Origin of the sequence: Pseudomonas allokribbensis (assembly GCF_014863605.1) — a bacterium.
In the GTDB taxonomy this organism is placed as follows: Bacteria; Pseudomonadota; Gammaproteobacteria; order Pseudomonadales; family Pseudomonadaceae; genus Aquipseudomonas; species Aquipseudomonas allokribbensis.
In genome coordinates this window covers 3988507-4001952 of the sequence record NZ_CP062252.1, presented here as the reverse complement: position 1 = coordinate 4001952, position 13446 = coordinate 3988507, and the positions used below count along the sequence as shown (strand labels likewise).

Annotated in this window: 11 protein-coding genes; 7 read left to right on the top strand and 4 right to left on the bottom strand. The window is 60.2% G+C overall.

Going from position 1 to position 13446, the window contains the following annotated elements:
• Positions 1-40: 40 nt before the first annotated feature.
• From IF199_RS18175 to IF199_RS18165, 3 genes are all read left to right on the top strand, one after another.
• Positions 41-1321 carry an HAAAP family serine/threonine permease gene (locus IF199_RS18175; RefSeq protein ID WP_192558306.1) on the top strand — a complete coding sequence of 427 codons (1281 nt, stop codon included), beginning with the start codon at positions 41-43 and terminating at the stop codon, positions 1319-1321.
• Positions 1322-1456: 135 nt separating this feature from the next.
• Positions 1457-2074: a ParB-like protein gene (locus IF199_RS18170; protein ID WP_192558305.1), complete on the top strand. Its 618-nt coding sequence runs from the start codon at positions 1457-1459 to the stop codon at positions 2072-2074.
• Positions 2064-3722, top strand: coding sequence for a SulP family inorganic anion transporter (locus IF199_RS18165; RefSeq protein WP_244142400.1), 1659 nt, complete (start codon positions 2064-2066; stop codon positions 3720-3722). The genes IF199_RS18170 and IF199_RS18165 overlap by 11 nt, the downstream gene beginning before the upstream one ends.
• Positions 3723-3789: 67 nt before the next feature.
• Here IF199_RS18165 and acnB read toward each other — a convergent pair whose 3' ends face one another.
• Positions 3790-6399: a bifunctional aconitate hydratase 2/2-methylisocitrate dehydratase gene (gene acnB / locus IF199_RS18160; RefSeq protein ID WP_096820202.1), complete on the bottom strand. Its 2610-nt coding sequence runs from the start codon at positions 6397-6399 to the stop codon at positions 3790-3792.
• Between the two features lie 469 nt (positions 6400-6868).
• Here acnB and IF199_RS18155 point away from each other — a divergent pair, with 469 nt between their 5' ends.
• Positions 6869-7339, top strand: a complete 471-nt coding sequence (locus IF199_RS18155) for a DUF1289 domain-containing protein (RefSeq protein ID WP_192558304.1) — start codon at positions 6869-6871, stop codon at positions 7337-7339.
• Positions 7340-7385: 46 nt separating this feature from the next.
• Here IF199_RS18155 and IF199_RS18150 read toward each other — a convergent pair whose 3' ends face one another.
• Positions 7386-8249 carry a universal stress protein gene (locus IF199_RS18150; protein WP_096820201.1) on the bottom strand — a complete coding sequence of 288 codons (864 nt, stop codon included), beginning with the start codon at positions 8247-8249 and terminating at the stop codon, positions 7386-7388.
• A gap of 159 nt (positions 8250-8408) precedes the next feature.
• Between IF199_RS18150 and IF199_RS18145 the strand changes: the two genes are divergently transcribed.
• The 3 genes from IF199_RS18145 (at position 8409) to IF199_RS18135 (ending at position 11151) form a co-directional block, all read left to right on the top strand.
• Positions 8409-9017, top strand: coding sequence for a MiaE family protein (locus IF199_RS18145; protein ID WP_085610660.1), 609 nt, complete (start codon positions 8409-8411; stop codon positions 9015-9017).
• 139 nt (positions 9018-9156) lie between these two features.
• Positions 9157-9864 (top strand): response regulator, encoded by a 708-nt coding sequence (locus tag IF199_RS18140; protein WP_096820200.1) that lies wholly within the window; start codon positions 9157-9159, stop codon positions 9862-9864.
• Positions 9865-11151: an ATP-binding protein gene (locus IF199_RS18135; protein ID WP_192558303.1), complete on the top strand. Its 1287-nt coding sequence runs from the start codon at positions 9865-9867 to the stop codon at positions 11149-11151.
• 34 nt (positions 11152-11185) lie between these two features.
• On the opposite strand, the gene IF199_RS18130 is transcribed toward IF199_RS18135, so the two are convergent.
• Both IF199_RS18130 and moaA read right to left on the bottom strand, forming a co-directional pair.
• Positions 11186-12085 carry a bestrophin family protein gene (locus tag IF199_RS18130; protein ID WP_096820198.1) on the bottom strand — a complete coding sequence of 300 codons (900 nt, stop codon included), beginning with the start codon at positions 12083-12085 and terminating at the stop codon, positions 11186-11188.
• 28 nt (positions 12086-12113) lie between these two features.
• A complete protein-coding gene (gene moaA / locus IF199_RS18125) occupies positions 12114-13112 on the bottom strand; it encodes a GTP 3',8-cyclase MoaA (RefSeq protein WP_096820197.1) in 999 nt (332 codons plus the stop codon).
• Positions 13113-13446: the final 334 nt, after the last annotated feature.

Below are 13446 nucleotides of genomic sequence, written 5' to 3'. Positions count from 1 at the left end.
GACCGAGTGGCAAGTGACCGGAATGCGGAGATCCGACCGGATGAATGATCAGGCCAATAGCGTCGAACAACGCTTTGAAGCGGCAGCACCAGCGCAACTGTCGAGCTGGAATCGCCATGACACTACCTGGATGTTGGGACTGTTTGGGACGGCCATCGGCGCCGGTACCCTGTTTTTGCCGATCAACGCAGGTCTGGGTGGCTTCTGGCCGCTGGTGATTCTCGCGCTGCTGGCATTCCCCATGACCTTCTTTGCACACCGCGGCCTGACCCGCTTCGTGCTTTCCGGTCGCGAAGGCGCCGACATCACTGAGGTGGTGGAGCAGCATTTCGGCATCAAGGCCGGTGCGCTGATCACGTTGCTGTACTTCTTCGCGATCTTCCCGATCCTGCTGATCTACAGCGTCGGCCTGACCAACACGGTCGCCAGCTTCCTCGAACACCAACTGCACATCACGCCGCCACCGCGCGCGCTGCTGTCGTTCGTGCTGATCCTCGGCCTGCTGGCTGTGGTGCGCTGCGGCGAGCAAGTGATCGTCAAGGCGATGAGCCTGATGGTGTATCCGTTCATCGTTGCGCTGCTGTTCCTCGCCGTGTACCTGATTCCGCACTGGAACGGCGGCATCCTGTCCACCGCTTCGCAGGTGCCGGCGCCGTCGGCGCTGCTGCACACGCTGTGGCTGGCGATTCCGGTGATGGTGTTCTCGTTCAACCACTCACCGATCATCTCGGCGTTTGCGGTGGACCAGAAGCGTCGCTACGGTGTTCACGCCGACGAGCGCAGCTCGCAGATACTGTCCCGCGCCCACCTGCTGATGGTGGTGATGGTGCTGTTCTTCGTCTTCAGCTGCGTGCTGACCCTGTCGCCAGAGCAACTGGCTGAAGCCAAGGCGCAGAACCTGTCGATCCTGTCGTACCTGGCCAACCACTTCAGCAACCCGACCATCGCTTTCGCAGCGCCGTTGATTGCGTTCGTGGCCATCTCCAAGTCGTTCCTCGGTCACTACATCGGTGCCAGCGAAGGTCTGAAAGGCCTGATCGTCAAAAGCGGCAAGCGTCCGGGCGTCAAGGCGCTGGATCGCATCGTTGCGGCGTTCATGCTGGTGGTGTGCTGGATCGTGGCGACCCTGAACCCGAGCATTCTCGGCATGATCGAGACCATCGGTGGCCCGGTCATCGCGGCGATCCTGTTCCTGATGCCGATGTATGCGATCCGCAAAGTGCCGGCAATGGCCCGCTATCGTGGCCAGGCGTCGAACGTGTTTGTCACCGCCGTCGGCCTGGTGGCGATTTCGGCGTTGATCTACTCGCTGACGGCCTGATTCCAGACCAGCAGCACCAAGCGGGGGCGAGCGATTCGCCCCCGTTTTTGCAAGACCTTCCGGTGCCTGATCCAGGGCACACATCCCACGGCATAAACGGCTACGCTTGAAAGGCACTTTTCCCGGAGATGCCTCATGCCCCGTGCCCGACCGCAACTGATCAGCGCCAAACTGGAAAAACTCCATCCCACCCAGCTCACGGTCGGCCTCGCCGAAGTCGCCGACAAGCGTCAGGAATGGAAGAAACTCAAACGCAAGGAGCGGGCGGCAGCGCTGGATAATCACTGGTTTCCCAGTGTGCTTGGGCCTGAAGGCGTCTATTACATCGTCGATCACCACCACTTCGGTCTTGCGCTGATTGAGGAAGAGGTCAAGAAGGCTTCATTGCTGGTGCTCAAGGACCTTTCCTTTGTCGACCCGGTGACGTTCTGGAGCGTGATGAACTTCAACCAGTGGGCGCATCCCTATGATGGTCGCGGTGCCAGGCGCTCCTTCGAAGCGATTCCCAAATCCATAGTCGATCTGCAGGACGATCCTTATCGCAGCCTTGCCGGACGCTTGCGCCGGGCCGGTGGCTACGCCAAGGACGCCACGCCCTACAGCGAATTCCTCTGGGCGGACTTCTTTCGCAGCCGCATCGCCAGCGACCAGATCAACGATCTGAGTCCGAAATTACAGACCAAGGCCATGAACCTGGCGCGCAGCCAGGAGGCTCGGTATCTGCCGGGGTGGGTGGGTCCGATTGTCAACTGAACCCCTGAGCGCTGCTTCCCGACCCGAAGTACAAAGTCGTAGTCAGGACTTGCTGGCCGGATTGTCGATTGCTGGTCTGTTGCTGCCCGAAGCCGTGGCGTATTCCAGCATCGCTGCATTGCCGCCCCAAGCGGGGGTAATTGCCCTGTTCGCTGGGTTGTTGTGTTACGCGCTGATGGGCACCAGTCGGTTTGCCGTGGTTTCGGCCACTTCATCCTCGGCAGCGGTGCTGGCAGCGGCGACGGCTTCGCTGGCCGGCGGCGACCCGGCATTGCGTTTGAGCCTGGCGGTCGGTCTGGTGTTGATGACCGGCGTGCTGTTTCTGCTGGCGGGGCTGTTCAAGCTCGGGAGCGTCACTTCATTCATTGCCAAACCGGTGTTGCGTGGGTTTGCCTTGGGGCTGGCAGTGACGATCATCCTCAAACAGGTGGCAAGTGTCGTCGATATCCACCTGACCGACAGCAACCTGATCCGCTTCCTGCCGCAGTTGCTGGAGCAGTGGCCGCAATGGAATCTGGCGGGTGCCGGGGTCGCGGTGGTGGCGTTGCTGGTGTTGATGCTCTGCGCCCGTTTTCGTCGAGTACCGGGTGGACTGATCGTCGTAGCGCTGGGCATTGTCGCCAGTCAATGGCTGAACCTGCCGGCTCACGGGGTGAAACTGATCGGGGTCATCGACCTGGCGCTGGAGGTGCCACGCCTGCCGAACATGCCGTTTGCCGACTGGCTGCGCCTCGGGGAACTGGCGTTTGCCATGGTGATGATTCTGTATGCCGAGTCTTATGGCTCGATCAGCTCGTTTGCCCTGAAGCATGGCGACCGGGTCTCGTCGAACCGCGACCTGCTGGCCCTTGGTGCGTCCAATCTGCTGTCGGGGCTGTTTCATGGCATGCCGGCCGGAGCGGGGTATTCGGCAACATCGGCCAATGAAGCGGCGGGGGCCACATCGCGATTGGCGGGTATTGTCGCGGCGGCGGTGGTTCTGCTGATCGTGTTGACGGTGCTGCCGTACATCGCTCTGACACCGGAACCGGTGCTGGCCGCCATCGTGATTCACGCCTTGGGACGGGCGTTGAGCCTGCAACCACTGGGCCGCTACTTCATCTGGCGCCGCGATCGCTTGTTGGTGATCTGCGCGGTGGCAGCGGTGCTGGTGCTGGGCGTGCTCGACGGTTTGCTGCTGGCGGTAGCGATCAGCGTGGTACTGATGCTGAAACAGATGTCATCGGCGGATATCCAGGTGCTGGGGCAAATGGGCGGTGGTCACGACTATGTCGACGTGCAGCGCCATCCGGATGCCCGGGAAATCCCCGGCGTGTTGATTGTCCGGCCGAGCGAGGCGCTGTTTTTCGCCAATGTGGAGCGCATTCTTGGCGGCGCGCTGCGGCTGGCCCGTCATGCACCGGCAGCGGTGCACACGATCATCCTGAGTCTGGAAGAGTCGCCGGATCTGGACGGCACCAGCATCGAAGCGCTGGAAGCGTTTTTCCTGCAGGTGCGGGCCGAGGACAAACTGTTGATTCTGGCGCGCCTCAAACATCAGGCGCAGAGCGTGCTGGCGCAATTGCCAGAACTGGAACGCGAGCAGGTGCTGTTGAGCGGTTTGAGTGTGGACGAGGCGGTACAGCAGGCACTCAAGCTCAATGCATGAGTTTCCGGAGGCATAAAAAAACGCCGCACATCTTGCGATGGGCGGCGTTTTTCATTGCGTTGCAGCGTTAGGCTTGAACGACCGGAATGTTGGCGTTCGCAGCAGCTTCACGGAACTCGGCAATCTGGTCGAAGGACAGGTAGCGGTAAACGTCGGCCGCCATGCTGTCGATCTTGCCAGCGTATTCCATGTACTCCTCGACGGTCGGCAGGCGACCCAGGATCGAAGCAACGGACGCCAGCTCGGCCGAAGCCAGGTAGACGTTCGCGCCGTCGCCCAGACGGTTCGGGAAGTTACGGGTCGACGTCGACACCACGGTGCTGTTCGGCTCAACGCGTGCCTGGTTACCCATGCACAGCGAGCAGCCTGGCATTTCCATGCGTGCGCCGGCCTTGCCGTAGATGCCGTAGTAGCCTTCTTCGGTCAGTTGGTGAGCGTCCATTTTGGTCGGCGGCGACAGCCACAGACGAGTTGGCAGCTGACCCTTGACCTGATCCAGCAGTTTACCGGCAGCGCGGAAGTGACCGATGTTGGTCATGCACGAACCGATGAACACTTCGTCGATCTTCTCGCCAGCAACGCTGGACAGCAGACGGGCGTCGTCCGGGTCGTTCGGCGCGCACAGTACAGGCTCGCTGATGTCGGCCAGATCGATTTCGATGATTTCGGCGTATTCGGCGTCGGCATCGGCTTCCATCAGCTCAGGGTTGGCAACCCAGGCTTCCATCGCTTGAGCACGACGTTCCAGAGTACGCGCATCGCCGTAGCCTTCGCCGATCATCCAGCGCAGCAGGGTGATGTTGGAGTTCAGGTACTCGGTGATCGACTCTTTCGACAGCTTGATGGTGCAACCGGCAGCCGAACGTTCGGCCGAGGCGTCGGACAGTTCGAAAGCCTGTTCCAGGGTCAGACCTTCCAGGCCTTCGATTTCCAGGATGCGGCCGGAGAAGGCGTTTTTCTTGCCTTTCTTCTCGACGGTCAGCAGGCCGTTCTGGATGGCGAAGTAAGGAATGGCGTGAACCAGGTCACGCAGGGTGATGCCAGGTTTCATTTTGCCTTTGAAGCGCACCAGGATCGATTCCGGCATGTCCAGCGGCATGACGCCGGTGGCAGCGGCGAACGCGACCAGACCGGAACCGGCCGGGAACGAGATGCCCATCGGGAAACGGGTGTGCGAGTCACCACCGGTACCCACGGTGTCTGGCAGCAGCATGCGGTTCAGCCACGAGTGGATGATGCCGTCGCCCGGACGCAGGGAAACGCCGCCGCGGGTCATGATGAAGTCAGGCAGGGTGTGGTGGGTGGTCACGTCGATCGGCTTTGGATAAGCCGCGGTGTGGCAGAAGGACTGCATCACCAGATCAGCGGAGAAGCCCAGGCACGCCAGGTCTTTCAGTTCGTCACGGGTCATTGGACCGGTGGTGTCCTGAGAACCTACGGTGGTCATCTTCGGTTCGCAGTAAGTGCCAGGACGAACGCCTTTGCCTTCTGCCAGACCGCAAGCCTTGCCGACCATTTTCTGCGCCAGGGTGAAGCCCTTGGTGCTTTCGGCCGGAGCTTCCGGCTTCTTGAACAGGTCGAACGCAGGCAGACCCAGTTCAGCGCGAGCCTTCTCGGTCAGGCCACGGCCGATGATCAGCGGGATACGGCCGCCGGCGCGGACTTCGTCCAGCAGAACCGGGGTCTTCATTTCGAAGGTGGTGATGACTTCGTCGGTACCGTGCTTGCAGACTTTGCCAGCGTGCGGGTACAGGTCGATCACGTCGCCCATGTTCATGTTCGATACGTCGAACTCGATTGGCAGTGCGCCGGCATCTTCCATGGTGTTGTAGAAGATCGGAGCAATTTTGCTGCCGAAGCAGAAACCGCCACCGCGCTTGTTCGGCACGTAAGGGATGTCGTCGCCGAAGAACCACAGAACCGAGTTGGTCGCGGATTTACGCGAGGAACCGGTACCGACCACGTCACCGACGTAGGCGATCGGGAAGCCTTCGCCGCGCATGGTTTCGATCTGCTTCATCGGGCCGGTCTTGCCTTGCTCGTCCGGAACGATGCCGTCACGGGCCATTTTCAGCATGGCCAGGGCGTGCAGCGGGATGTCTGGACGCGACCAGGCGTCTGGAGCAGGGGACAGGTCGTCGGTGTTGGTTTCGCCGGTCACCTTGAAGACGCGCAGGCTGATCTTGTCGGCCAGCACAGGGCGCTTCTTGAACCACTCGCCGTCAGCCCAGGATTGCAGCACGGCCTTGGCGTGAACGTTGCCGTTCTTGGCTTTTTCAGCCACGTCGTGGAAGGCATCGAACATCAGCAGGGTGTGCTTGAGTTCTTCGGCAGCCACTGGCGCCAGCTCGGCGTTGTCCAGCAGGTCTACCAGGGTCACGATGTTGTAGCCGCCCTGCATGGTGCCGAGCAGTTCTACAGCGCGCTTCTTGTCCAGCAGAGGGGAGGAGACTTCGCCCTTGGCCAGTGCGGAGAGGAAACCGGCCTTGACGTAGGCGGCTTCGTCCACTCCTGGTGGAACGCGATTGGTGATCAGGTCAACGAGGAAAGCTTCTTCGCCAGCCGGAGGATTCTTCAGCAGCTCGACCAGGCCTGCAGTTTGTTCGGCGTTAAGCGGCTGGGGAACGATACCCAGGGCTGCACGCTCTTCGATATGTTTGCGGTAGGCTTCAAGCACAGTTATTACCCTCATCAGTGGTCCCAAATGGGTGTCCGGGACGCTCATCCCGAAATTGCCGTACTCATGCTCCTCACGACGTTGTGGGTCGTTCGGCCAGAATTACCGGCAATTCCTTACAGAAGCTGCTTTCAAAGTTTTACGCCTGCAGAACGGGGAGCTGATGAGGGTTGGCGTATGGCTTTTCCCCGCTGGAAAAACCTTACGCCAACACCGCTCTGAAGGAACGACTGTGCTCGTGACGCTTTGAAAACAGCTTCTAACGGACATTGGCGCCTAAAAAGGCTGGCTGATTCTACGGCAAAAAAAATTTAAAGGTAAGTCGCGCTCTATTGGACTTTGGTTGCGTTGTGCGCAGCTGGGGCAAACCTTGATCCAGCACTTGTCCCTGACGTTTGAGGGGTGATGAATGCCGGACAAAGGGCTAACATGCCGACCTGTTCCGCGTTTCAAGTGTTTTGCCCATTCTATGCCCAATCAGACCATCAAGACCCCCTGCGTCGGCCTCTGCTCCACTGTTTACGGTGATCTGGTGTGCCGTGGCTGCAAGCGTTTCCACCACGAAGTGATCCACTGGAACGGTTACAACGAGGAAGAAAAACGCGCGGTGTGGCTGCGTCTTGAGCAATTGCTGTCACAAGTGATGGCCAGCAAGGTCGAGGTCTTCGACCCGGCGCGGCTGCGCCTGCAACTGGAACAGCGCAAGATCCGCTTCGTGCCGCACCAATCGGAATATTGCTGGGCCTATCAGCTGATCGCCCGGGGCGCGCGGGTGATCATTAATCTGGAAGCCTACGGGATGGTGCTGCTGCCGGAGTTTCGCGACTGGAACCTGCCGGAACTGCGCGATGCCATTGATCGGGAATTTTTCCTGCTGTCGGAAGCGCACTATCAGCGCTACATCGCACCCGGTTTTCTGAAGGATGCGCTGGGCGAATGAGCGTTACCTGTGGCGAGTGAGCTCGCCACAGGGTGACCCGCAATGCTTAATGCTTCACCGCCAATTCCACCAGATGGTCTTCAACCTCCTGCGGCTTGAGCACCAGCACATCACTTTCCAGCGCATCCAGCACCACTTCGGCGGTATTGCCGATCAGCGCCCCTGACAATCCGGTACGCGCCACGGTGCCAATCACGGTCACGGCGGCCTGCAGCTTGTGCGCCATGAACGGAATCAGCACATCCGCCGGGCCTTCCTCGACATGCAAGTGCTCGTCGTCGACATCGAATTCAGCCTGGAACGCCCGGCATTGCTCGCGATAGCGCGCCTCGATGGTTTCCTTGAGCTGGAAGGTCGGGTCTGCCGCCGACAGCATCGGTGACGGATGGGCGGTAATGACGTGCAGATGCCCCTTGGCCAGGCTCGCGATGTCATAGCCGTGATCGATGAGGGTGGTGTGCAGGTGGCGGTGCTCGCCATCGGCATTGCCCACATCGACCGCCACCAGAATCACTCGGTCTTTCCAGGAGGCCGAGGTCTTCACCAGCAGCACCGGAGTAGGGCAGTGGCGCAGCAGTTTCCAGTCCGCCGGGGTCAGCAGGGCTTTTTTCAGCGAGCTGTCGGGGAAGTGCTGCTTGATCACCAACCCGCAGCCTTCGGCTTGCTGCACATCGATGATGGTTTCGTGCAGGCTCTCGTTCCACGCCTGTTCGGTGGTGACGCTATAACCGTCCGCCAGCAGCGCGGCCTTGAGCACGCTGAGCATGCCGGCGTGATCGTGCTTCTTGTCGCAGACCAGCAGGTGCAGATGGGCCTGGGTCACCCCGGCGATCAGCTTGGCGCGCTTGAGCGCCAGGCTTTCCGCGTGTTCGGGTTCGATGACCACCAGAATGCTGCGAATGGCTTGCATGAGTGAGTCTCCAGCAATGAAAAGGCACGGCGTTGCACAACTATAGTTGCTGCTCATCCGTCTGCGACTTGATGCATATCAACGCGGACGGCTGGTGGTCTGCGGGCAGGCCGGTATAATCGGCGCCCTTCGCTCGAACACCTTTTGACCGTGAGCCCCATGATCCTTCCCGAAATCCACGAATTCCTTGGTTGCCGCACGCCTGACGCCTGGGTCCAGGCCGCGCTGGCCGATCAGGAAACCCTGCTGATCGACCACAAGAACTGCGAGTTCAAGGCCGCCAGCACCGCGTTGAGCCTGATCGCCAAGTACCATTCCCACGTCGATCTGATCAACATGATGTCGCGTCTGGCCCGGGAAGAACTGGTTCACCACGAACAGGTCATGCGCATCATGAAGCGGCGCAAGATCGAACTGCGCCAGCTGCACGCCGGCCGTTATGCTTCGAGCCTGCGCAAAGTGGTGCGCAGCCACGAGCCGGTGAAACTGGTCGACACCCTGGTGGTCGGCGCCTTCATCGAAGCGCGCAGTTGCGAGCGGTTCGAAGCACTGGTGCCGCATCTGGACGAAGAACTCGGCAAGTTTTACTTCGGCCTGCTGAAAAGCGAGGCCCGGCATTTCCAGGGTTATCTGAAACTGGCCTACCAGTACGGTGACGCCAAGGACATTGCCCAGGTGATCGAGAAAGTCCGCGCCGCCGAGCAGGACCTGATCGAATCGCCGGACGAGGAATTCCGTTTCCACAGCGGTGTGCCCGTCGCGGCATGAATTGTTAAAAACTCTTAAGAGTATGAAACATCAACGAAAACCGGCCCAAGTGGCCGGTTTTTGCTGCCTGCGATAAACGTCTCGCCCGCGAATGCCTCCATAATGGCGCCCACTTCACTGAGGGTTGGCGACGGTTGTTATGGATAACCTGGGTTTTGGCAGAGTCCTGCTGGTGGAAGACGATGAGCGCCTGGCCGCGCTGATCGCGCACTTTCTCGAACAACACGGCTACGAGGTACGCACGGTGCATCGCGGCGATCTGGCCGTGGCAGCGTTTCTTGAATTCAAGCCCAAAGTGGTGGTGCTCGACCTGATGCTGCCGGGGCAGAGTGGCCTGCACGTGTGCCGGGAAATCCGCAGCGTGTCGGATACGCCGATTGTCATCCTGACCGCCAAGGAAGACGACCTCGACCACATTCTGGGCCTGGAGTCCGGGGCCGATGACTACGTGATCAAACCGATCAAACCGCCGGTCCTGCTCGCGCGTCTGCGCGCGCTGCAACGCCGGCAGGTGCCGGACAGTGGCGTGGTCAGCTCGCTGGAGTTCGGCAATCTGATCATCGATCGCAGTTGCCGCGAAGTGCGTCTGGCGGGCGAGTTGATCGAGCTGACCACCATGGAATTCGAACTGCTGTGGCTGCTGGCCAGTGCCGCCGGCAATATCCTGTCGCGCGATGACATTCTCAATCGCATGCGTGGCATCGCTTTCGATGGCCTCAATCGCAGCGTCGATGTGTACATCAGCAAGTTGCGCAACAAACTCAAGGACAATCCCCGCGAACCGGTGTGCATCAAGACCGTGTGGGGCAAGGGCTATCTGTTCAATCCGTTCGCGTGGGAGCTGTAGATGCTGCGGTTATTTCTGGGACTGTTTCTGGTGATGACAGTCGGGCTGGTGGCGGCGCTGCAAACCGTCGAACACACCTTCAACGCGTTGCTCGACAACCAGATGCAGGCCTACAACCGCGAGGCGGTGCGGGGCCAGGCCTGGTCGCTGATCGAGCACATGCGCGACCAGCAAGGAGCGGCGCGCGAGGCGCAACTGGAGGCGTTGCGTCCGCATTACGGGCTGACGTTGAACCTGATCGAGTCCGATCAACTGGCCCTGACGCCCGAGGAAAAGGCTGAACTGGCACAGAACCTGTTGGTGATTCGCGACAACTACACCCAGTTCATCAGCAACATCGACGGCGGTTCGCAGGTGCTCAGCATCAAATTGCCGCCCGAGCCGAGCCTGATGCCGTTCTACATCGCAGCGGCCTATCTGATGCTGGCGGTGCTGCTTGGCATCGTCCTGTACTTCTGGGTCCGTCCGCACTGGCGCGATCTGGAAAAACTGCGACTGGCCGCCGAGCGATTCGGCGACAACGACCTCTCGTCGCGCATCCAGCTCTCCAAACGCTCGAACATTCGCGATCTGGCCGAACACTTCAACCTGATGGCGGCGCGCATCGAAGGCCTGATCGCCAATCAGCGCGAACTGACCAATGCCGTGTCCCATGAACTGCGCACGCCGATTGCCCGGCTGTCGTTCGAACTCGACCAGCTCAAGCAACAACCGGACGCCAGCCAGAACCGCGAACTGATCGCCGACATGTACGCCGACCTTGGCGAGCTGGAAGAGATGGTCTCCGAGCTGCTGACCTACGCCAGCCTCGAACGCGGCGCGACGGTCATCACCCGTGAAAACATTCAAGCCGCCAACTGGCTCGACAGTGTGGTGGGCAGCGTCGCCCTGGAAGCCGAGGCCGCCGGGGTGCAATTGCTGATCGGAGAATGCCGGGTCGAAGAAGTGCGGATCGAGCCGCGTTTCATGGCGCGGGCGGTGATCAATCTGCTGCGCAATGCCATTCGTTATGCCGAGCAGCGAGTCGAGGTGTCGCTGGTGCGCATCGGCGATCAATACGAAGTGCAGGTCAATGACGACGGCCCGGGTGTACCGCTGGCCGGTCGGGAGAAGATTTTCGAACCGTTCTCGCGCCTGGACGCCAGCCGCGACCGCCGTACTGGCGGTTTCGGCCTCGGACTGGCATTGGTGCGGCGAGTGTCGCAATCCCATGGCGGCCGGGTCGAGGTTGGCGATTCACGGTGGGGCGGGGCGTCGTTCCGCATGACCTGGGCACATCTGGATTGATTGAATTTCCTCCCCTGAAGGGGGAGGTGTCGGATCAACTCAGCACGTAGTCCACGGGCTTCAGCGCCGGTGGCAACGGCTCGGTGCCCAGCTCCGAGAGAATATCCCGCTCGATGCCACGCACCAGCGCATCGGTTGGCAGGTCGTTTTCATCCCGGCCGAACGGATCTTCCAGCTCATCGGCAATCGCATCCAGACCGAAAAAGGTGTAGCTGACAATCGCCGTGAACAGCGGCGTCAGCCAGCCCAGCGGTTCGGCCATGGCGAACGGCAGCAGGATGCAGAACAGGTAGATCGTGCGGTGCAGCAGCAGGGTGTAAGGGAAGGGCAGCGGCGTGTTCTTGATCCGCTCGCACACCGCTTGCGCTTGGGTCAGGCTGGTCAGGTGATTGGCCAGCAGCATGTAGCGCCATTCACTGAGGTCGCCCGCTTCATGCAGATCGGAACATTGCTGGCCGACGGTTTGCAGGATGCGCCCGCTGTAGTCCGGCACCTGTGCATCGTGTTGTGGAGTGATCCATTCGGCGCTGGCGGCGGCTTCGTTTTCCCGGCGCAACCGCGCGTTCAGGGCATGGGCAAAGCCGCAGAGATTCAGCAGCAACAGACGGCGCTGCGCCGATTCGCGGATGACGTGGGTTTCGCGAATCACCGAACGCACATGCACGATCACCTCACCCCAGGCCTTGCGCGCTTCGTACCAGCGGTCGTAGCAGGCGTTGTTGCGAAAATTCATGAAGATCGACAGTGACAGACCGAGCAAGGTGAACGGCGTGGCGTTGACCTTGGTGAAGTTGCTCGGGTGGAGCATTTCCACCAGCACGATGGCCGACGCCAGCAGCGTGACCATCAGGGTGCGCAGGGCGATGCGCTTGGCAATCGAACCCTTGAGGGTAAACAGGACGGCGAACTGATTGATCTTGGGCCGGATGATCATGCTTTTTTTGCCTTGAAAACGTGGCGGTTCAGCCGCCGGTCATGTTCATGAAACGCACCACTTGCACGTCGTCGTTCACTTCAAAGTTGTGCCGGTAAGGCTTGAGCTTCATCGCTTCGATGATCGCTTTCTCCAGCCGCTCCGGTTGACCCGGATGGGCGCGCAGCACCGCTTTCAAATCCACCGAATGCTCGTTCCCCAGACACAGTAGCAAACGCCCCTCGACCGTCAGCCGCACCCGGTTGCAGGTGCCGCAGAAGTTGTGGCTGTGGGGCGAAATGAACCCCAGCCGAATGTGCGGCGCTTCTGCCAGCCGCCAGTAACGCGACGGGCCCTGGGTCGACTCGGCGGAATCGATCAGGGTGTAGCGTTCGGCGATCTTTTCGCGCACCTGGGTGCTGGAAAAGAACGACTCGGCGCGACTGTGTTCGCTGATGATGCCCAGCGGCATTTCCTCGATAAAGGAAATGTCCAGATCCCGCTCGATGGCGAACTGCACCAGGTCGTTGATCTCGTGATCGTTGCGGCCCTGCATCACCACGCAGTTGAGTTTAGTGCGGGTAAATCCGGCCTCGCGGGCGGCATCTATGCCGTTGATCACTTGTGCCAGGTCGCCGGTGCGGGTCATTTGTTTGAAAAGCACAGGGTCAAGGCTGTCGAGGCTGACGTTGAGGCGCTTGACCCCGGCGTCGAACAGCGGGCTGGCGAGTTTGCCGAGCTGCGAACCGTTGGTGGTCAGGCACAACTCGCGCAGGCCGGGCAGGGCAGCAATCTGCTTGCACAACCCGACGACGCCGGGACGAATCAGCGGCTCACCGCCGGTCAGGCGGATCTTGCGGGTGCCCAGTGCGACAAAGCTCTGCGCCAGTTGATAGATCTCCTCCAGCGTCAGTACCCGTTGGCGTGGCAGAAACTGCATGTCTTCAGCCATGCAATACACGCAGCGAAAGTCGCAGCGGTCGGTGACCGACATACGCAGGTAGTCGACGCGGCGGTTGTAACCATCGATCAAGACGCGCTCTGACATGACAGCCTCGCTTGGGTGAAATCCGCTATTGAAGGGATTGGGTCGGCGCAGGTTATGAGCAACTTATGACAGCGTCCAATCACTATTAATGACCGGCCGATTGATGCTGTCGATGATGAAATAATCCTTCCGGTTTTTGCGTCTCTTAGTTTTGCAAGTGCCCGTATTTAAAGGGTTTAACGCCGTGATAGATGCTTTCGATAACGCAGTCATTAATAGCGATTAGACAAGTTTTTGCAGCGGTTCATATCCTTGGCCCCGTCAAACGAAACGACCACTTTTGAACTTGAAAGTCAGTCGTCGCTGTTTAAACCCGATCAGGTTTTTGCCTGTG

What these genes read in the sequence shown, in the direction of transcription:
- IF199_RS18175 (WP_192558306.1), top strand. Translation starts at nt 41, where the DNA reads ATGAATGATCAGGCCAATAGCGTCGAACAACGCTTTGAAGCGGCAGCA.
- IF199_RS18170 (WP_192558305.1), top strand. Translation starts at nt 1,457, where the DNA reads ATGCCCCGTGCCCGACCGCAACTGATCAGCGCCAAACTGGAAAAACTC.
- IF199_RS18155 (WP_192558304.1), top strand. Translation starts at nt 6,869, where the DNA reads ATGCCCAATCAGACCATCAAGACCCCCTGCGTCGGCCTCTGCTCCACT.
- IF199_RS18150 (WP_096820201.1), bottom strand. Translation starts at nt 8,249, where the DNA reads ATGCAAGCCATTCGCAGCATTCTGGTGGTCATCGAACCCGAACACGCG.
- IF199_RS18145 (WP_085610660.1), top strand. Translation starts at nt 8,409, where the DNA reads ATGATCCTTCCCGAAATCCACGAATTCCTTGGTTGCCGCACGCCTGAC.
- IF199_RS18140 (WP_096820200.1), top strand. Translation starts at nt 9,157, where the DNA reads ATGGATAACCTGGGTTTTGGCAGAGTCCTGCTGGTGGAAGACGATGAG.
- IF199_RS18135 (WP_192558303.1), top strand. Translation starts at nt 9,865, where the DNA reads ATGCTGCGGTTATTTCTGGGACTGTTTCTGGTGATGACAGTCGGGCTG.
- IF199_RS18130 (WP_096820198.1), bottom strand. Translation starts at nt 12,085, where the DNA reads ATGATCATCCGGCCCAAGATCAATCAGTTCGCCGTCCTGTTTACCCTC.
- moaA (WP_096820197.1), bottom strand. Translation starts at nt 13,112, where the DNA reads ATGTCAGAGCGCGTCTTGATCGATGGTTACAACCGCCGCGTCGACTAC.